This window comes from Microbulbifer sp. MLAF003 (genome assembly GCF_030012965.1).
Classification (GTDB): Bacteria; Pseudomonadota; Gammaproteobacteria; order Pseudomonadales; family Cellvibrionaceae; genus Microbulbifer; species Microbulbifer variabilis.
In genome coordinates this window covers 3,792,961-3,812,906 of sequence record NZ_CP120232.1, presented here as the reverse complement: position 1 = coordinate 3,812,906, position 19,946 = coordinate 3,792,961, and the positions used below count along the sequence as shown (strand labels likewise).

Annotated in this window: 19 protein-coding genes and 1 pseudogene; all 20 read left to right on the top strand. The window is 52.9% G+C overall.

The annotated features are described in order from the left end of the window. Window positions 1-38: 38 nt before the first annotated feature. The 20 genes and pseudogenes from P3339_RS18270 to der all read left to right on the top strand — a co-directional run bounded on the left by P3339_RS18270 (window position 39) and on the right by der (window position 19,927). Complete coding sequence (locus P3339_RS18270; protein WP_026304945.1) at window positions 39-1,253, top strand: IscS subfamily cysteine desulfurase; 1,215 nt, start codon at window positions 39-41, stop codon at window positions 1,251-1,253. Between the two features lie 27 nt (window positions 1,254-1,280). Continuing rightward, a complete protein-coding gene (gene iscU / locus P3339_RS18265; protein WP_020412162.1) occupies window positions 1,281-1,703 on the top strand; it encodes a Fe-S cluster assembly scaffold IscU in 423 nt (140 codons plus the stop codon). A gap of 14 nt (window positions 1,704-1,717) precedes the next feature. Further along, window positions 1,718-2,068 carry an iron-sulfur cluster assembly protein IscA gene (gene iscA, locus P3339_RS18260; protein WP_020412163.1) on the top strand — a complete coding sequence of 117 codons (351 nt, stop codon included), beginning with the start codon at window positions 1,718-1,720 and terminating at the stop codon, window positions 2,066-2,068. Between the two features lie 126 nt (window positions 2,069-2,194). Then, window positions 2,195-2,725, top strand: a complete 531-nt coding sequence (hscB, locus tag P3339_RS18255; protein WP_020412164.1) for a Fe-S protein assembly co-chaperone HscB — start codon at window positions 2,195-2,197, stop codon at window positions 2,723-2,725. A gap of 78 nt (window positions 2,726-2,803) precedes the next feature. Further along, the gene (hscA, locus tag P3339_RS18250) at window positions 2,804-4,675 is read left to right on the top strand and encodes a Fe-S protein assembly chaperone HscA (RefSeq protein WP_282951469.1); all 1,872 of its coding nucleotides are present in this window, start codon (window positions 2,804-2,806) and stop codon (window positions 4,673-4,675) included. A 50-nt stretch (window positions 4,676-4,725) separates the two neighbouring features. Continuing rightward, window positions 4,726-5,064 (top strand): ISC system 2Fe-2S type ferredoxin, encoded by a 339-nt coding sequence (gene fdx, locus P3339_RS18245; protein ID WP_020412166.1) that lies wholly within the window; start codon window positions 4,726-4,728, stop codon window positions 5,062-5,064. A gap of 28 nt (window positions 5,065-5,092) precedes the next feature. After that, entirely contained in the window at window positions 5,093-5,287 is a 195-nt protein-coding gene (gene iscX / locus P3339_RS18240) for a Fe-S cluster assembly protein IscX (RefSeq protein WP_020412167.1), read from the top strand. A 203-nt stretch (window positions 5,288-5,490) separates the two neighbouring features. Then, a complete protein-coding gene (gene ndk / locus P3339_RS18235) occupies window positions 5,491-5,919 on the top strand; it encodes a nucleoside-diphosphate kinase (protein WP_282951468.1) in 429 nt (142 codons plus the stop codon). Window positions 5,920-5,981: 62 nt separating this feature from the next. After that, a complete protein-coding gene (rlmN, locus tag P3339_RS18230; protein WP_282951467.1) occupies window positions 5,982-7,100 on the top strand; it encodes a dual-specificity RNA methyltransferase RlmN in 1,119 nt (372 codons plus the stop codon). A 250-nt stretch (window positions 7,101-7,350) separates the two neighbouring features. Next, window positions 7,351-7,668 carry a hypothetical protein gene (locus P3339_RS18225; protein ID WP_282951466.1) on the top strand — a complete coding sequence of 106 codons (318 nt, stop codon included), beginning with the start codon at window positions 7,351-7,353 and terminating at the stop codon, window positions 7,666-7,668. A gap of 230 nt (window positions 7,669-7,898) precedes the next feature. After that, window positions 7,899-8,867 carry a cytochrome-c peroxidase gene (locus P3339_RS18220; RefSeq protein WP_282951465.1) on the top strand — a complete coding sequence of 323 codons (969 nt, stop codon included), beginning with the start codon at window positions 7,899-7,901 and terminating at the stop codon, window positions 8,865-8,867. Beyond that, window positions 8,831-9,268 (top strand): hypothetical protein, encoded by a 438-nt coding sequence (locus P3339_RS18215; protein WP_282951464.1) that lies wholly within the window; start codon window positions 8,831-8,833, stop codon window positions 9,266-9,268. The genes P3339_RS18220 and P3339_RS18215 overlap by 37 nt, the downstream gene beginning before the upstream one ends. A 602-nt stretch (window positions 9,269-9,870) precedes the next feature. Then, entirely contained in the window at window positions 9,871-11,817 is a 1,947-nt protein-coding gene (locus P3339_RS18210; protein WP_282951463.1) for a cytochrome-c peroxidase, read from the top strand. A gap of 368 nt (window positions 11,818-12,185) precedes the next feature. Then, a complete protein-coding gene (pilW, locus tag P3339_RS18205) occupies window positions 12,186-12,965 on the top strand; it encodes a type IV pilus biogenesis/stability protein PilW (RefSeq protein WP_040628362.1) in 780 nt (259 codons plus the stop codon). Beyond that, a complete protein-coding gene (locus P3339_RS18200) occupies window positions 12,955-13,914 on the top strand; it encodes a RodZ domain-containing protein (RefSeq protein WP_282951462.1) in 960 nt (319 codons plus the stop codon). The genes pilW and P3339_RS18200 overlap by 11 nt, the downstream gene beginning before the upstream one ends. Window positions 13,915-14,014: 100 nt before the next feature. Continuing rightward, window positions 14,015-15,127, top strand: coding sequence for a flavodoxin-dependent (E)-4-hydroxy-3-methylbut-2-enyl-diphosphate synthase (gene ispG, locus P3339_RS18195; protein WP_282951461.1), 1,113 nt, complete (start codon window positions 14,015-14,017; stop codon window positions 15,125-15,127). Between the two features lie 57 nt (window positions 15,128-15,184). After that, window positions 15,185-16,445 (top strand): annotated as a pseudogene (gene hisS / locus P3339_RS18190) (histidine--tRNA ligase). A 69-nt stretch (window positions 16,446-16,514) separates the two neighbouring features. Continuing rightward, a complete protein-coding gene (locus P3339_RS18185; RefSeq protein ID WP_282951460.1) occupies window positions 16,515-17,228 on the top strand; it encodes a YfgM family protein in 714 nt (237 codons plus the stop codon). Then, window positions 17,228-18,391 carry an outer membrane protein assembly factor BamB gene (gene bamB / locus P3339_RS18180; RefSeq protein WP_282951459.1) on the top strand — a complete coding sequence of 388 codons (1,164 nt, stop codon included), beginning with the start codon at window positions 17,228-17,230 and terminating at the stop codon, window positions 18,389-18,391. The genes P3339_RS18185 and bamB overlap by 1 nt, the downstream gene beginning before the upstream one ends. 141 nt (window positions 18,392-18,532) lie before the next feature. Further along, window positions 18,533-19,927: a ribosome biogenesis GTPase Der gene (der, locus tag P3339_RS18175; RefSeq protein WP_282951458.1), complete on the top strand. Its 1,395-nt coding sequence runs from the start codon at window positions 18,533-18,535 to the stop codon at window positions 19,925-19,927. The last annotated feature ends 19 nt before the right edge of the window (window positions 19,928-19,946 follow it).

Genomic DNA, 19,946 nt, shown 5'->3' with positions numbered 1-19,946 from the left:
GGGGTATTAGAGATTTATTGAGCGGAAACGGTATGACTATGAAGCTTCCCATCTATCTGGATTATTCAGCTACCTGTCCGGTGGACCCGCGCGTCGCCGCAAAAATGGCGGAACAGCTGACGATGGAAGGCAATTTCGGAAACCCGGCCTCCCGTTCCCACCTGTTCGGCTGGAAAGCGGAAGAGGCAGTGGAAAATGCCCGTCGACAAGTGGCGGAGCTGATTAATGCGGATCCGCGTGAAATTGTCTGGACAAGCGGTGCCACCGAGTCCGACAACCTGGCTATCAAGGGTGCGGCCCATTTCTATCAGGGCCGTGGAAAGCACATCATCACCTCAAAGATCGAGCACAAGGCGGTGCTGGATACCTGCCGCCAGCTAGAGCGTGAGGGCTTTGAGGTCACCTATCTGAACCCGCGTGAGGATGGCATCGTTTATCCCGAGCAGGTGGAGGAAGCACTGCGTGAGGACACCATTTTGGTGAGCTTAATGCACGTCAATAACGAGATTGGTGTAATCAACGATGTTGCCGCGATTGGCGAACTGTGCCGTGCACGCAAAGTAATTTTCCATGTGGATGCGGCGCAGAGTGCCGGCAAGTTGCCGATTGACCTGCAGGAAATGAAGGTCGATTTGATGTCCTTCTCCGCACATAAGATTTACGGCCCCAAAGGGATCGGCGCCCTGTATGTTCGCCGCAAGCCACGGGTGCGCCTGGAAGCACAAATTCATGGTGGTGGGCACGAGCGCGGTATGCGTTCCGGCACCCTGCCCACTCACCAGATTGTTGGTATGGGTGAAGCTTTCCGCATTGCCAAAGAGGAAATGGCGCAAGAAGGAGAGCGACTGCTGGCCCTGCGCAATCGCTTCTGGAATCAAATCAAGGATATGGAAGAGGTTCATATCAACGGATCTGCGGAACAACGTGTGCCCGGCAACCTGAATGTCAGCTTTGCGTTTGTAGAGGGCGAGAGCCTGATTATGTCCCTGCGCAACCTGGCGATCTCTTCCGGCTCAGCCTGTACATCCGCCAGCCTTGAACCGAGCTATGTGCTGCGTGCCCTGGGTGTGAACGATGAACTGGCACACAGCTCACTGCGTTTCAGCTTCGGCCGCTTTACCAGCGAGCAGGATGTAGATACTGCTGCTACCGAAGTGCGCAAAGCGGTTGAGAAGCTGCGCGAACTGTCGCCTCTTTGGGATATGTACAAAGACGGCGTAGACCTGAACAAGATTGAATGGGCCGCTCACTAAGCGCGCGCAAGAGTTAGGAGAACAGTCATGGCCTATAGCGATAAAGTAATTGACCATTATGAACATCCCCGCAATGTCGGGCGAATGGATGACAAGGCGGACAACGTCGGAACTGGAATGGTTGGGGCACCTGCCTGCGGTGATGTGATGCGCCTGCAAATCCAGGTAAGTGAAGAAGGGGTCATTGAAGACGCCAAGTTCAAGACCTATGGCTGTGGTTCTGCTATTGCCTCCAGCTCCCTGCTCACCGAGTGGGTAAAAGGGAAGACCATTGATGAGGCAGAGCAGATCAAGAATACCGCTATCGCTGAAGAGTTGGCCTTGCCCCCGGTAAAAATTCACTGCTCGGTACTGGCGGAAGATGCGATCAAGGCTGCGGTGCGCGATATTCGTGAAAAACGCGGTGAATCTGCCAATGCTGGTGAAGCAAAAGAGTCCGCCGCAGGTTAATTCTACTGGGCTATGTGCCCTACAGCAGTGAAGGTATTGTTTTGGCTATTACCATGACCGAGGCCGCCAAGACTCACATCAAGAGTCAGCTGGCCAAGCGCGGCACAGGTATCGGTATCCGGGTAGGAGTTAAGACCGCCGGGTGCTCAGGCTTGGCCTATGTACTGGAATTTGTCGACTCGACAGAAGCCGAAGATGTGGTGTTCGAGCAGGACGATGTAAAGCTGATCGTCGACCCCAAAAGTTTGGTTTACCTCGATGGAACTCAACTGGACTTTGTCAAAGAGGGGCTAAACGAAGGCTTTACCTTCTCCAACCCTAACGTGAAAAATGAGTGTGGCTGCGGAGAGAGTTTCCACGTTTAATCGGAACTCGCCGCAGCGAGGCCGGGTGCACTGTGCATGCCGGCCTTTTTATTGGTCCGGTAGCGACTGCCGGGCGGGGGCGCCGCCGCCCAGTTTTTAAGGCCCAGTGCCGGTAGGTGAACTGAGATGGCAACCAACCTGACCCATTTCGAAATATTCGGGCTTGAGCCCACCTTTGAACTCGATCGCAACGCCCTGGCAGCGCGCTATCGGGAATTGCAGAGGGAATTCCACCCGGATAAATACGCTTCCAAATCTGAGCGTGAGCAGCTGCTGGCTATCCAGATGGCGGCACAGATTAATGAAGCCCACACCGTTCTGCGCGACCCGGTGCAGCGCGCCGCATATCTACTTAAGTTGGCCGGCGTGGAAGTACCGCCGGAGCAGACTACCGCCGATACGGAATTCCTGATGCAGCAGATGTTGCTGCGTGAGCGCCTCGAAGAGGTACGGGAGCAACCCGATCCAGCCTCCGCCCTTGAAGAGCTTGCCGTTGAAGTGCAAGGCCTATTCCGCAATGAGCAAAAGCAATTTGCTGAGGTTTTTGATGCTGGCAAGTTGGTTGAGGCCGAGGGCTCCCTGCGCAAACAACAGTTCCTGGTGAAGCTGCAGTTGCAGATTGAAGAACTGGAAGCCGATCTGTTCGGTGATTACTGAGCGACAATTGATAATAACTTGGGATATGGCACTGATTGTGCCGTGGCAACGCCACCCTGACGATAGAAGAGATTAGCAATGGCATTACTGCAAATTTCCGAACCGGGACAGAGCCCCGATCCTCACCAGCGCAAGTACGCTGTGGGGATTGATCTGGGGACCACCAACTCGCTGGTGGCGACTGTGCGTAGTGGTTCAGCAGAGGCCATCGCCGACGAGCAGGGCAGAGTGATACTGCCCTCGGCGGTACACTACGGCAGCGAGACTATCACCGTGGGTGCCAAGGCCCGAGCACGGGCCGCGCAGGACCCATACAACACCATGATCTCCATCAAGCGCTTGATGGGGCGTGGGGTGGCAGATGTCAAAAGTCTTGGTGAGCAGTTGCCTTACCACTTCGCTGACAGCGATGGGGGTATGCTGTCCATCGAAACTGCTGCCGGCACGGTAAACCCGGTACAGGTATCTGCGGAGATTCTAAAAAAGTTGGCTCAGCGCGGCCGCGAGGCTCTATGCGGCAAGGATGGCGGTGAGCTGGATGGTGCGGTGATTACCGTGCCGGCATACTTTGATGATGCCCAGCGTCAGGCCACCAAAGATGCGGCCAAGCTGGCAGGTTTGAAAGTGTTGCGTCTACTCAATGAACCTACGGCGGCGGCTGTGGCATACGGCCTGGACAGGGGTGAGGAAGGGGTTATAGCAGTCTATGACCTCGGTGGTGGTACCTTCGATATTTCCATTTTACGCCTGTCCCGTGGTGTTTTCGAAGTGATGTCGACTGGGGGTGATACCGCACTCGGTGGTGATGACTTTGATCGTACCATCGCTGCCTGGATAGCCGAACAGGCAGGTCTGGGTACGGACCTGGATGCCGCTACCCAGCGCCAGCTCCTCGATAGTGCCTGTGCGGCGAAAGAAGCCTTGGCCAATGCCGAACAGGCGGAGGTGAGCCAGGGAGATTGGCAGGGTGTATTCGACCGGGCAACTATGGCCTCGCTGCTGGATCCCTTGATTGATAAAACCTTACGCGCTTGCAAGCGCGCTCTGCGCGATGCTGCCATCGACGTTGAGGAGGTGCAGGAGGTAGTGCTTGTAGGTGGCTCTACCCGTACCCTGCGGGTGCGTGAGCGGGTCGAGAATTATTTCGGCCGAGCGCCTCATGCAGAAATAGACCCGGACCAGGTTGTTGCTATTGGTGCGGCCTTGCAGGCGGATATGCTTGTGGGCAACAAATCTGATGATGAGCTGTTATTGCTGGATGTGATTCCCCTATCGCTTGGAATCGAGACCATGGGTGGCCTCACTGAAAAATTGATCGCGCGCAATACGACGATTCCGGTGTCTAAGGCTCAAGAGTTCACCACTTTTAAGGATGGTCAGACAGCGATGGCTATCCATGTAGTGCAGGGAGAGCGGGAGCTGGTGAGCGATTGCCGCTCACTTGCGCGCTTTGAGCTGCGCGGTATCCCGCCGATGGTGGCAGGTGCGGCTCATATCCGTGTGACTTACCAGGTGGATGCGGATGGCTTGCTGTCAGTTAGTGCCGTGGAGAAGAGCAGTGGTGTCAGTGCAGATATCACAGTCAAGCCTTCTTACGGGCTTGAGGACAAGGATATCGCCCGTATGTTGCAGGATTCCTATACCCATGCTGCAGAAGATATTGCCCTGCGCGCACTGCGTGAGGCACAGGTAGAGGCAGAGCGTACCTTGGAAAGCCTGCTGGTTGCACTGCGTGAAAATGGTGCTCAGTTGCTGCAGGAAAATGAATTAAACGAGCTGGAACTTGCTATGGAGGCGTTGCGTCTGGCCCATAACGGTGGCGATGCAGAAGAGATTCGTCGTCGTATGGAAGCTCTGAATAAGCTGTCGGAACCCTTCGCTGCCCGGCGAATGGATGCGTCGATTAAGCGAGCGATGCAGGGCCACAGCCTGGATGAATTCGATAAATAAGCGGCTGGGGCACAGCCCCGTCGGATTGAGACCATAGAGAGTCAGTACCCATGCCGAAGATTGTATTTTTACCCCATGCCGAAATTTGCCCTGAGGGTAAGGTCGTGGAAGCGGAGAGTGGTGTCAGCGTAATAGATGCAGCGCTGGCCAACGATATTGAAATTGAGCATGCCTGTGAGAAGGCCTGTGCCTGTACCACCTGTCATGTCATCGTACGCGAGGGTTTTTATTCCCTTGAGGAGCCTGATGAGCTGGAAGAGGATCTGCTGGACAAGGCCTGGGGGCTGGAGCCCGAATCTCGTCTCTCCTGTCAGGCCATCGTTGAGGATGAAGACCTGGTAGTCGAGATTCCCAAGTACACAATAAACCAGGTTTCGGAAAAGCACTGATCGGTGCGGGTATTGGGGGAGCCAAATAATGAAGTGGACTGACATTCACGATATCGCCATTGAACTTTGCGACACTCACGAAGAAGTGGACCCACTTACCGTTAACTTCGTTGATCTGCGTAACTGGGTAATGGCGTTACCGGGGTTTGATGATGACCCTGATCGCTGTGGCGAGAAGATCCTGGAGGCGATCCAGGCCGCTTGGATTGAAGAGCGAGAGTAGTTGAGTGGAGTTAACCGAGTATTGGTAATGGAGTACAAAAGTCGATCAATACCCCGTATAATCCGCCGGCCGCGAAATGCGGTGATCAAAATTTGAGTACCCCCGGCCCGGTGGGTACGGAAGGAATATCAGGAAAGAGCAACTGTGCAGGTTGCTCTTTCTGTATGTAAGTTCAGTAACGAAAAATCACATTGGAGATAACCATGGCCCTGGAGCGTACCCTTTCCATCATCAAGCCGGACGCAGTAGCCAAAAACGTAATCGGTGAAATCGAGAGCCGTTTTGAGAAAGCTGGCCTGAGCATTGTTGCCATGAAGATGGTGCACCTGTCCCGCGAAAAAGCTGAAGGTTTCTACGCTGAGCACAAAGAGCGTCCTTTTTTCAAAGACCTGGTTGATTTCATGACTTCCGGCCCGGTTGTTGTACAGGTTCTCGAAGGCGAGAACGCTATCCTGGCAAACCGTGAGCTGATGGGCGCTACCAATCCGAAAGAAGCTGCTGCTGGCACCATCCGCGCTGATTTCGCTGACAGCATCGACGCTAACGCAGTACACGGCTCTGACTCCGCAGAGTCCGCTGCCCGCGAAGTAAGCTACTTCTTCGCTGACGACGAAATCTGTCCGCGCGCTTAATTTGTGTGCTGAAATCGCACTGGTCCGTCTGGGCCGGTGCAGTTCTTCCCGAGGTGAAATGAATGACCGCTGAGAAAACCAACCTGCTCGGCCTTTCTGTTGAAAAGCTGGCCGCCTTCTTTGAATCATTGGGCGAGAAGCGTTTCCGCGCTATCCAGGTTTTAAAGTGGATTCACCAAAACGGGGTGAGTGACTTTGCTGAAATGACCAATGTCAGCAAGGCACTGCGCCAGAAACTGGCAGAAGTTGCTGAGATTCGCGCTCCGGAAGTATTGGAGCAGTGGGATTCTGCCGATGGTACGCGCAAATGGCTCATTAAAGTTTCTGGTGATAATGCCATCGAAACCGTTTATATCCCCGATGGGGATCGCGGTACTTTATGCGTATCCTCCCAAGTGGGCTGCTCCTTGGATTGCAGTTTTTGTGCAACCGGAAAACAGGGCTTCAATCGGGACTTAACTGCTGCTGAAATCATTGGGCAGGTGTGGATTGCCTGTAAGTCTTTCGGCCAGCTACAGCCGAAAGGTCCACGCAAGGTAACCAATGTAGTGATGATGGGAATGGGTGAACCCCTGCTCAACTTCGACAATGTAGTCGATGCCATGAACCTGATGATGGAAGACAACGCCTATGGCATCTCCAAGCGCCGCGTAACCTTGTCTACCTCAGGTGTAGTACCCGCATTGGATCGCCTTGCGGATGTTACTGATGTAAGCCTGGCGATATCCCTGCATGCGCCCAACGATGAACTGCGCAATGAGCTAGTACCGATCAATAAAAGATATCCGATTGCGATGCTGTTGGATTCTGCTAAGCGCTATATCGACCGCATGCCAGACACCCATCGTAAGATGACCATCGAATATACGCTGATGCGCGAGGTTAATGATCGCCCTGAGCATGCTGAGCAACTGGCGGAACTACTGCGCGATGTGCCAGTAAAAATTAATTTAATCCCTTTTAATCCGTTTGAGCTTTCCGATTATCAGCGGGTGAGTAATAACGCTTTGCGACGCTTTCAACAGATTTTACTCGACAAAGGTTATACCGTAACCGTCAGAACCACTCGCGGTGATGATATTGATGCAGCTTGTGGTCAATTGGCAGGAAGTGTGAATGACCGGACCCGCCGCTCTGAACGCTATCGCAACGCTGAGCGCCCTGTCCGTATTGTTGGCTGAGTACCAATTTAACCTGAGTGTCTTGAGCTGGCGATTAGCTGGGATGCCAGGTGGTCCTAAAACATCTTCTTCCGATCTGGGTGGCTTAGAGCTGCAGTTTTGGTAGAAGATAGTTTTTAAATCTTTTATTCCTCTCTAAGTGGTAATTCCTCGCACGCCTTGCCTTCGATTTGGTGGTGCCTTTTTTTACTCCGCAGTCAACCAACCCGCAGGGTAACGCGTTAACAGTCCAGAACTTTTTAAAAAGTAGATGGAAGGGACTGTTAAATTATATGAACGTTCAGAAACTGGATTTAATGCTATTTTCCAGAGCCTTATTGCGGCTTTTTTTCTAACACTCGTTTTGATAATGCTTGGTTGTGGCTCGGGGTCGTCCGGTGGTGAGGATCGCTCGGTTCCGGATATTGTAGGGGGTGATACTGATCCCGATCCCGATCCCGATCCCGGTCCTGCAGAGGGAAGCTCACCTGCAGAATTGATTGGTCATGCTTACTCTGGAACCAGTATCGGCCTTGTCTGGGAGCGGGATGGTGAAACCTATTTCATCTATCGTAATGGAAAAAAATAGCGGAATCCAGCAATAACTTTTTTATCGACCAGAGCTTATCGGTAGATACTGAGTACGCGTACTCTGTCAATACCGTTGATGCGGCCAGCGAGCTGGAAGCCTCCCAGATCATCGTTAAAACATTAGTCAATGATACGAACGAGGGGCTGAATAACGGCACAGAAGATGATGTTTTAAATGAGCGTATATCCGCTTTTGAGGAATGTAAAAATGCTTCCAGTGCGGTGGACTTGCTCGAAGAAGACCTGGATAACTGTTTGGCAGCTATGCTCAAACTCAACCGTATGGCCCCTCTTGTCGAAGACATACGCGCTTTTGCCGCACGTGTTCGCAGTGAGCAGGAGCCTGCTATGGTGGAGCTGGGAATGCGCCTGTTCCACAACAAATCCTTAAGTGCAAGTCAAGATGCCTCCTGTTCGTCCTGCCATCATCCCGCGATTGGCTGCGGTGGGGATGACCTCTCAATGCCGGTGGGTATTAATGCTATAGATACCGCCCTGCTGGGGCCGGGGCGCTCAGATGGTGTTAACGAAGTACCTATAGTGCCAAGGAACTCTCAGGCTATTTGTAATGCCTCACTGTGGTCTCGGGGCCTGTTCTGGGACAATCGGGTTTCTTTAAGCCCTGATGGTGTCCTCAGAACAGACTCGAGAGATGTTACGAATAATACCGTCAATGCTGTAGGGCCTGGCTCGTTGGCACTGCTTATAGCACAGGCGCATTTTCCGGTAACTGCTCCGCCTGAGATGGGGGATATCACCGACTTTGGATATGATGATTCTGTTGATGAGAATTTTACTTCCTATCGCGAGGATATATTAGCAGCCAGCCTGGATACTGCAGCTTGGGGGGCCTTGTTTACTTCCGCTTTTGGTGATCCCGAGATTAATTTCAGCCGTATTGCTCAGGCAATTGCGGCTTATGAAGCCGTACAGATATTTATCGATAATCCGTTTTTTGAATATGTCGAGGGGAATCTGGAGGTGCTCAACGCTGAAGAGAAGCGCGGTGCAATCACTTTTATGTCAAGAGATGCCGGTTGTACTTTCTGCCATAAAGGGGCTTTCTTTACCTCTGAGGCACTGATGGCTGCCAATTATCCTCAAATAGGCATAGGCACGGATGCAAGCGGAAGTGGTGCGGATTTGGGGGAGAGGGGTCTTTGGGGCTTGGAGCCTTCCGTGCGCCTACTCTGCTAAATGTAACTATCACGGGCCCTTGGGGGCATAGCGGGCAATTTGGCACTCTGAGAAGAAATGTCGAACACTACAGCGACCAAGGAGCTTCCATCCTTAGATATTTTGAAAATAACGAGATGTGTGATCTTGACCAATTTAAAAATCTGCAGGATTGTCCGAGCAAGGTGGCTCCCAATGGTTTGGCTCACTCCCAAGATATTCTCGATGGGAACGATGGAGGAGGCATCAACCGTTTGACCGAAGACGAAATTGACTTTGTTGTGACATTCCTGGGTACGCTTACTGATCCGAATGCAGCGGATATCAGTTCCAATGAGATTCAGTTCCTGATACCTCCCAGAGATGGTGGCCCAGACGGTAAGCAGCTGGATGCAAAAGACCAGAGTGGAGAAATCTTATAAGTTTCAGTTAGATTTTTCCCGGACTGCATAAAATATTAAAAATAATATGGCGAGTATAGAGGGTATGGTTCCTACAGCTCTCTATGCTCGGCAATCATAGCAATCCTAGTATTGTAGAAGCAGCATGCTCTTGCGAATGGCAATTGTAAAAAATACCTACATTGACTGGTACTGCCATTGTGTCGGGCTCGGGTTAAAAATAACAGATAATTCTTGCCCCCGAAGATCACCTTAACCGCAAAGACAGTTTGCGACTCCCTCAACAGAAATTGTCGGGTAAAGGCGCTAAATTGTTTACTCCTATGGCTGAAGCGACTGGTAGTTAAATAGCCAGGCTCTGTGGCCAGTTGGCCATCAAAGTAGAATCAGTTTTTTGTTAGCAACAATTGCCACCAAGGCAGTAGATATTGTTTTGGGTTTATTCAAACGGCCAAGGCAAGAGATAATTCAGATCTTTATCCTTTGAAATTAAAAAGGACTTTTGTTGGGTTTCAGCAAACCCTGGGGATGTTAGCTTTTGGTGCCGCAAGGGGCACTAGTTCGCTTATTGCCTGTCCAGAGCTTCTCAAATGAGGTTTTAGTGGCGGGGTCGGTCAGATTTTATGAAAGTTCATAGTAAAAATTCGAATGTATCGATCATGGTATTGCTGCGGCTGTTGATCCTGCCACTGTTTGTGTTGGTAGCGGGTTGCAGCTCGGGCTCTTCCGGTGGGGATGACAATCCGTCCTCTGATCCAGTTGCAGATGGCAGTGGCGGAGATATAGGCACTGGTGGAGATGTAGGTGGTGATGGCGGCTCGGACACCAGTACAGGCGGTGATAATGATACTGGGGGTAGCTCCCAACAGGGAGGTGCTCCCGCAAAGTTAATTGCTAATGCTTTTTCCGGTACCAGTATCGGACTCTCGTGGGAGCGTGATGGGACAACCTATTCCATCTATCGTAACGGTGAAAAAATTGCTGAAACGAGTAATCACTACTTTGTCGACCAGGGGCTTTCGATAAATACAGAGCACACCTACACAGTGACTGCTGGAGACGTCGATAATGATAGTGACATCGCCCGGGTCAGTGCAAAAACCTTGCTGAACAATACCAATAGCGGGCTCAGCAGCGGCGCGGATATTGAGGTGGACAATGATCGCATTTCTAATTTTGCAGAGTGTAACAATGCACGCAGTGCATTGGATCTGCTTGATGCAGATTTGGATTCCTGCCTTCAGGCCATGCTTGAGCTGAATGGTATGGCCTCTCACTTGGAGGATATACGGGCATTCGCCGCCCGAGTCCGCAGTGAGCAGAGCCCCGCAAAGGTGGAGTTGGGTATGCGCTTATTCCACAACAAAAGCCTCAGCGCCAATAACGACACCTCCTGCTCGTCCTGCCACCAACCGGTTATGGGTTGTGGAGGCGATAACCTTTCTATGCCTATTGGAGTAAGCGCGCTCGATCCGGCTCTAGTGGGGCCGGGGCGGTCAGATGGTTTTAATGAAGTGCCTGTTGTGGCGAGAAATGCCCAACCGATCTGTAATGCCGCACTTTGGACTCGAGGGCTTTTCTGGGATAACCGTGTGGCAATTACTGATCGGGGGCTGAGAACAGACTCCCGCGATGTCAGTAATAATACCGAAGCGGCAGTGGGTATTGGTACCCTGGCTCTAATGATGGCCCAGGCACATTTTCCCGTTACCGATGCTGCAGAAATGGGGGACATTACCCAATTCGGCTACGACAATACTACTGAAGGTGGATTTACCGCCTATCGCGAAGAGATACTTGCGGCAAATCTGGAGAGTGCCAGTTGGAGCTCGTTATTCAGCGCTGCTTTCGGTGATCCTGAGATTAATTTCAGCCGTGTTGCTGAGGCTATAGCTGCTTATGAGGCAGTACAATTATTTATCGATAACCCCTTCTTTGATTATGTGGATGGTAATCCGGATGCTTTGGACAGCGATGAGAAGCGCGGGGCTATTACCTTTATGGCGGGTAATTCGGGCTGCACTAACTGTCATGGCGGCGCCTTCTTTACTACCCAGGGGCTTAGGGCTGTAAGTTATCCACAAATAGGCGTTGGTAAGGATGCTAGCGGTAGTGGTGCCGATCTGGGTGGTAATGGTGCGGGTAGTTTTCGTATTCCAACACTACTCAATGTCGCCATCACAGGCCCTTGGGGACACAATGGCCAGTTCGCCACGTTAAGGAGAAATATCGAGCACTATCGCGATCGATCAGGTTCCATTACCCGATATTTTGCCAACAGCGAAATGTGTGATTTGGAGCAATTTGTGGGGCTGCAGGACTGTGCCAGTAAAGTGGCTCCCAATGGCCTGGCTCATACCCAGGATATTCTCAGTGCGAACGGCGGGGGCGGAGCCAACAATCTCAGTGATACAGAGATCGACCTGGTGGTGAAATTCCTTGGAACACTCACTGATCCGGATGCTGCCAATACCAACTCTAATGCGATTCAGGCTCTGATGCCCCCTCGGGATGGTGGCCCAGATGGCCGGCAGCTAGAGGCGAAAGACCGCGAGGGCAACGCGCTATAAATGGGAGCCAGGAGAATACTATTCCGCAGAATATTGTTAGCTCTGTGATATCCGCACTTTTTCTCTCCTGTAAGCCCGCGACAAGTCGGGCTTGGTAACTGTTAATTGGAATTCATTGGGGTTATGGAGCTGCAACGGGCTGTACTTTACGGCAGTATAGGGCCCGGGAAGCACAGGTTAGGGGTTACGACCGGTTGATAGGACGGCAAATAGTGACTGGGTTTGTGTTGAAAAATTAATCAGCCCTGGGCGTATAGCGAATTTCGGTTGACGGATGTAGCAGGTCTTACGCCGCCTAGCTGGGGTTGACTGCGCCCAAGGTGCTTCCGCTAGATGGACAGATAAAAAATAAATTTACAGGTGATGTTGTGTCTGCAAAATCTTTTGGCCTGCCGTTTTTGGGGCTGTTATTTACTGCTCTGTTGGGGGGCTGTGTAACGACCGGGTTGCCTGAGCGCCAGGAAGTGAACCTGGATAAGGCCCTGGAAACTCACGTGCAGTTGGGGCTGCGCTATCTGCAAAGCGGTGATAACCGTGAGCTGGCCAGGCGTCATTTCAATAAGGCTCTGGAATTAGGCAGGAAAAACCCACTAGCCCACCATGGCCTGGCTTTGTTATATCAGGCAGATGGCGAGCTGAAGGTGGCTGAATCCCACTTCAAGAAAGCCCTGCGTTATGGCGATAACTTTTCGATGGCGCGCACCAATTTCGGGGTTTTTCTCTATAAGCAGGAGCGCTACAAAGAGGCGCTGGAGCAGTTTCGCCACGCTTCAAAAGACCTGACCTATAACCGTCGCTTCTTCGCCCTGGTTAATTATGGCCGCACTGCCAGCCGACTGGGTATGCTGGAGGAGGCTGAACAAGCCTACACTCGCGCTTTGGCCCTGAATGCAAATCTACCTGTGGCCCAGCTTGAGCTGGCTGAGTTGAAGTTTGAGGCTGGCGATTATGCCGTGGCCAAGCAGTACCTGGATAAATACAGCGAAAATAACCGCCAGACACCGCGGTCCCTGTGGCTGGGTATCCGCATCGAAAAGGTGTTTGGGAATCGTGACAAGGAGCTCAGTTACGCGCTTGCCTTGAAGAATTTGTACCCGTACTCTGCGGAAACACTGAAATATCAGGAGTTGAGTGGTAATGACGGATAGTAGTTCCGCGCACCGCGATAGCGGTGAAGCCGTACCCCCGACACAAACGTCCCCAGTTTCTCCAGGTAGCATCCTGCGTGCAGCGCGTGAGGATGCTGGCCTGTCCCGTGAAGATTTATCCCGGCGCTTGTGTATTATCGATAATACGGTGGAATGGCTGGAAGATGATATTTTCGAGCGTCAGCCCGAGATAGTTTATGCACGTGGCTATATCCGCAATATCTGTAGGGAGCTGGGTGTTCCTTCAGAGCCAGTACTCACCGCCTATGATTCCGCACGACCCCAGCCGCAAGCACGCAGTGAAGGCCGCCGTATAGAGGTGAAGGCCGATGCCCTGCGTCCTGCCCGTCGAAAGGGACATGGAGTGTTGGCAATATTGCCTCTGCTTGCTGCCGGGGGCGTCTTTTGGTGGCTCTATGGCGGTCCGGTAAATATTCCCTCTGTACCAATGCCAGTGGCACTGACGGAAGAAGTTTCCCAGGCTCCTGAGGAGATACCAGGGCAAAGTACGGCAATTCTGAAGCAGGAAAACAGTGCAATAGAGCAGGGTGATTCTACTTTTGTATTACAGGAAAGCCCTGTTGACCTCAATAGCGAGCAGATTGCCGTTGAGGCCCCCACTGTTGCTCTCGCGGCTCAGTCACAGGCGACTTCTGCTGAGCCCTTATCGGAGCTTCCCGCCGAAGTGGCGCAACTGGATCAGCAACTGCAAGGTGCCTTACGGCTCAGTTTTGATGAGGACTCCTGGATTGAGGTGAAAGATGCAGGTGGTGTAGTACTCTTAGCCGGAGTGCAGGAAGCGGGCACTTCCAAAGAGCTGGATGGGCGCGCACCTTTTGAGTTGATGCTGGGAAATGCCCGCGCGACCAAAGTGGTTTATCGCGAGCAAACGATAAATAGCGACCCTATTGGAAACCGCCGCACTCGACGCCTGATCGTTGGTGATTGAAGTGATTCCCTCAGTTTGGGCGCGAATACTGTAGGTTTGCGCCCAATCTCTCTATAATCTCCCCTCGATTTTTTAGCAGCAATACTGCCAGGTCAGCCCTATGCAATTTGAATCTCCCATTGTTCGCCGCAAGTCGCGCCAGATCATGGTAGGAGACGTACCGGTCGGAGGTGATGCCCCGATATCGGTGCAAAGCATGACCAATACTGAAACCTGTGATGTAGCCGCTACAGTGGGGCAGATCCAACGTTTGCAGAAGGCCGGTGCCGATATTGTGCGGGTATCCGTGCCTAGTATGGAGGCCGCTGAGGCCTTTGGGGAAATTAAAAAGCAGACCGATGTACCGCTGGTTGCGGACATTCATTTTGATTACCGCATCGCCCTGCGCGTGGCCGACTTGGGGGTGGACTGCCTGCGCATTAATCCCGGCAATATCGGTCGAGAGAAGCGTATCCGCGCCGTGGTTGATAAAGCCCGCGATCTGAATATACCGATTCGTATTGGAGTAAATGCGGGCTCTCTGGAAAAAGATCTGCAGAAAAAATACGGTGAGCCAACGCCTGATGCACTGGTGGAGTCCGCCCTACGCCATGTGGATATCCTTGATGGTTTGGACTTCCAGGACTTCAAGGTGAGTGTAAAAGCCTCGGATATCTTTATGGCAACAGCTGCCTATCGCAAACTGGCCGAGCAAATTGAGCAGCCCTTGCACCTGGGGATCACTGAAGCCGGTGGTCTGCGTGCGGGCACGGTGAAATCTGCGATTGGCCTCGGTGCCCTGTTACTCGATGGTATCGGCGATACGCTGCGTGTGTCCCTGGCGGCGGACCCTGTTGAAGAGGTCAAAGTGGGCTGGGACCTGCTCAAAAGCCTGCGCTTGCGCAGTAAGGGTATTAACTTCATTGCTTGTCCCAGTTGTTCGCGCCAGAATTTCGACGTGGTGAAAACCATGAACGAACTGGAGACACGCCTGGAAGATATCACTACACCGCTGGATGTGGCTGTGATCGGTTGTATCGTCAATGGTCCTGGAGAGGCGAAGGAGGCGGATATCGGCCTTACCGGCGGCACTCCCAGCCATGCTATTTATGTAGACGGTCAGCCGGATCGCAAATTTAAGAATGAGAACCTGGTGGATGACCTGGAACGCCTGATTCGTGACAAGGCTGCAGCCAAGGCTGAGCGCGAAGCGGATATCATCGCCAAGGCGTAGCGGGCTCCAGCCCGCAAGCACCATCCGAATAGTTGAGTTAAATATTAAGGAACAGCGTTGAAACAACTTCGCGCAATTCGAGGCATGAACGACCTGCTGCCGGAACAGTCCCCGGTTTGGCAGTATGTGGAAGCCACTCTCAGTGAACTTTTTACCCGCTATGGCTATAACGAGATTCGTACGCCCACGCTGGAGGCGACCCAGTTATTCAGCCGCGCGGTGGGTGAAGCCACCGATATTGTCGAAAAGGAGATGTACACCTTTGAAGACAAGAGCGGAGACAGCGTTACTTTGCGCCCTGAAGGTACCGCCGGTACTGTGCGCGCAGCGATTCAGAATAACCTACTGATCCAACCCCAGCGCCTGTGGTACTTTGGTCCCATGTTCCGCTATGAGCGCCCACAGAAGGGCCGCCTGCGCCAGTTTCACCAATTTGGTGTGGAAGTGTTCGGTATCGAAGGCCCGGATATCGATGCGGAAATGCTTATTATGACTGCGCGCCTGTGGCGCCAACTGGGTATCAGTGAGCATGTGACCCTGCAACTCAATTCCCTCGGTAATTCAGACAGTCGTGCGGCCTATCGCGATGCATTGGTGGCCTATCTCAGCGAGCATCGCGAGCAACTGGATGAAGATAGCCAGCGCCGCCTTGAGCGCAACCCGCTGCGTATTCTCGATAGTAAAAATACGCAAACTCAGGAACTGCTCGCCGACGCCCCCTGTCTACTGGACTTCCTTGATGAGGAATCTACCGCCCACTTCACCCAGCTGCGCGAGCTACTGGATGCCGCAGGTGTGAAGTATGAAATCAACTCTAAACTGGTACGCGGTCTCGACTATTACGGTAAAACCGTATTTGAATGGGTGACTGATAGCCTCGGTGCCCAGGGCACAGTCTGTGCCGGTGGTCGCTATGATGGTCTAGTAGAGCAGATGGGGGAAAGCCACTCCAGCGGTTGGTTTCGGTCTTGGGGCTGAGCGCTTGGTGCTGATGCTGGAAACCCTCGAAGTTCTGCCGGATAGCCTGGCGCAACAGGTGGATGCCTACCTGGTGGCGGTGGGTGATGTACAATCAGCCGCCTTAGCTGCTGCAGAGCAGCTACGGGACGAGCTGCCCTGGTTGCGCCTGCAGGCGCACTGCGGTGGCGGAAGCTTTAAGAGCCAAATGAAGAAAGCCGATAAAAGCGGTGCCGATTATGCACTGATTATTGGCGAGGATGAGGCCGCAAATGGTCAGATAACAGTGAAATACCTCCGTTCTGAGCAGCAACAACAGACCCTCCAGCTGAATGAGCTGGCCGCATTGTTACAGGGCTGATCAAAATACTCCGGGGGCGGAGGCCCCCGTCGGGAAAGTTAGAAAACTACAGGAAAGGCGATTTACCCAATGTCTGAGCATCTTACCGAACAAGAACAAATAGAAACGCTGAAGCGCTGGTGGGCGGAGAACGGCAGGGGCATTGTTACCGGCGTGGTCCTGGCTCTCGCCGGCTACTTCGGCTATCAATGGTGGCAGGGTGACCAGCGCGGCAAGGCTGAAGCAGCTTCTGACCTGTATCAAAATTTTGTTGAGGCGGTATCCGCCAATAACAATCAGCCGGACAATAAACAGCTGACGACCGCAAAAACACTGGCGGAGCAGCTCAAGAACGAGTTTGGCAGTCGTATTTATGCCAGCCAGGCGTCACTGCGCTTGGCTGCCATCGCTGCAGATAACAATGATCTGGAAGCAGCTCAGCAACAGTTGCAGTGGGTGATCGATAATACCGAAGAGACTGCCCTGAAGCTGTTGGCCAAGCGCCGACTTGCCTCGGTAATCGCTGCGCGCGGTCAACCCGATGAGGCTCTGAAGCTGATAGAAGGCTCTGTGCCGCCAGCGTTTGCTGCTCTCTACTCTGAAACTCGTGGAGATATCCTGAAGCAAAAAGGGGATAATGCCGGTGCGCGTGCAGCGTATGAGAAGGCAATTTCTGAGTTGCTGCCGGAGCAGGCTGGTAGCACCCAACTGCTTCGCCTCAAGGCTGATAGCTTAGCAGTAGTGAGTGACAAAGCTGTGCAGGAACAGAATCAAAGTGAGCCAGCACCAGAGGGAGGTGAGTAATGGGATTTCTCAATCGCGCTGCGGGGCGTACAGCTGCAGTAGCCCTGGCAATCGCCCTGGCTGCCTGTGCCTCCAACGATGAAAAGGAAGATGTCGAGCCGGTTGAGCTGGTGGATATCAATACCAGTGTTGAGCTGCGTGAGGTCTGGTCAGCGAGTATTGGTGATATCGATAAAAAGCGCTATGCCATGCTGCAGCCAGGTCTGGCTGATGGCAAATTGGTTGCGGCCAGTAGTGATGGTGAAGTTACCGCATTTGAACGCAGTACCGGCCAGCCTCTTTGGGAAACTGACCTGGATATCGAGTTAAGTGGTGGTGTTGGTGTCGGTCTTGGTATTGCGGTTGTAGTGGACTACCGTGGTCGGGCCATAGTGCTCGACCTGAACAATGGTGCAAAGTTGTGGAATTACCAGGTCTCTGGAGAAGTGGTTTCTGCCCCTGCGGTCGGTTCCGGGGTTGTGGTTCTGCAAACTGTCGACGGCAAGCTGGTTGGCCTGGATGCAGGTACCGGTGAAGAGCTCTGGAGTCATAATACCACCCTGCCAGTATTAACTCTGCGCGGTACTGCGGCTCCCGTCATCAGCGGTGGCTTGGTGCTCGCTGGCCTGGACAACGGTAAACTGATCGCCCTGGATGCCCGTGATGGCACTCCCCGCTGGGAACAGCGAGTTGCTATACCCCAGGGCTCCGCTGAGTTGGAGCGAGTTGTGGATATCGATGGCTCTCCGGTTGTGCGGGGTGATCTGGTATTTGCGGCGAGTTATCAGGGCAGGGTTGTTGCCCTGTCCAAAGATGGCGGCCGGGGCTTGTGGGCCCGCGACGCCTCCACACATCATGCGGTAGCGGTTGGTGGTGGCCATGTCTACCTTAGCAGTGTCTCTGGTAGTGTGTACGCCTACAATGTGGGCAATGGCCAGATTGTCTGGACGAACAATGAGTTGTTGCGCCGAGAGCTTAGCGGCCCGGCTTATTTCCAGGGTGTCATTGTTATCGGTGACTTGGAAGGTTACCTACATGTTCTCGATCCAAACACTGGACAGTTTATTGGCCGTGAGCAGGTAGATGGCGATGCGATTCGTATCCCCATGCTGGTGGATGGCGATCTATTGTTTGTCCTTTCGGATGACGGTGAGCTGGTTGCCCTGCGCCTAGCTCAGGGCTAAAAAACCTCAATATTGATGGTGGACAACTGTCTACCACTGGGCCTCAGGCCCGCAAAAGGAGCCTGCTTAGCAGGTGAATTGAAATCGCCCGCCTCGAGCGGGCGTTTGTATTTATTTATTAGGCTAAAAGCCAGAATTTGTATGCTGCCAGTAATCGCCCTGGTCGGGCGCCCCAATGTGGGCAAATCCACCCTGTTTAATCGTCTTACCAGGAGCCGTGACGCCTTGGTGGCCAACTATGCAGGTCTTACCCGTGACCGCAAATATGGTGAGGCGGAGATCGACGGGCGCAAAGTACTCTTGGTTGATACCGGTGGTATTAGCGGCGGGGAGGAAGGTATTGATGCTGCCATGGCGCAGCAATCTATGCAGGCTATAGAAGAGTCGGATATTGTCCTGTTCCTGGTGGACAGTCGTGCCGGGCTCACCCCTGCAGACCAAATGATCGCCGAGCGACTGCGTACTCGCTCCAAGCCCACTTTTCTTGTGGCCAACAAGGTTGATGGAGTCAACCCGGATATTGCCTTGGCTCCGTTCTATGAGCTGGGTATCGGTGAGCTGTTCCCAACTACTGCAACACAGGGGCGTGGCGTTCGCTCATTGATGCAAAGAGTGGTGGAAGATCTACCTGAGGTGGTAGAACCCGAAGAGGTTGATGAGGCCACCGGGATCAAGATCGCTATCGTCGGCCGACCCAATGTGGGCAAATCGACCTTGGTCAATCGACTATTAGGCGAGGATCGTGTAGTTGTTTATGACCAGCCGGGAACCACCCGCGATAGTGTCTATATCAATTATGAGCGTGACGAGAAACCTTACACCTTGATCGATACTGCGGGAATCCGCCGGCGCAAGAACATTAAGGAATCGGTAGAGAAGTTCTCTATCGTAAAAACCTTGCAAGCGGTGGAAGATGCCAATGTGGTGGTTCTGGTGATTGATGCCCGTGAGGGCCTGGTGGATCAGGATATGCACCTTATGGGTAGTGTGATCCAGGCTGGGCGTGCCTTGGTTGTGGCTCTGAACAAGTGGGATGGCTTGGAAGCGGATCATCGTGAATACGTGAAAGCAGAGCTGGAGCGCCGCTTGCGCTTTGTTGATTTCGCCGATGTGCATTTTATTTCTGCACTGCATGGCACAGGTGTCGGTCATTTGTACGACTCTATCGAATCGGCCTATCAGAGTGCTACAGACAAACTCTCTACTAACCATCTGACTCGTATTCTCCAATGGGCAGTAAGTGAGCACCAACCACCATTGGTGCATGGCCACCGTATCAAACTGCGTTACGCGCACGCAGGTGGACAGAATCCGCCGGTGATTGTGATCCATGGCAACCAGACAGAGCAGGTACCGGCCCACTATGTGCGCTATTTGGAGAAGACCTTTCGCAAAGCCCTGGACCTGCAAGGGACTCCGGTGAAGATTGAGTTTCGTACCAGCGCCAACCCCTATGCCGATAAGAAAAACAAGCTGACGGACCGGCAGAAGGCTAAGAAGCGCCGTCTGATGAAGTTTGTGAAAAAGAAAAAGTAAGGCTTCTAGCGCCAGTCAA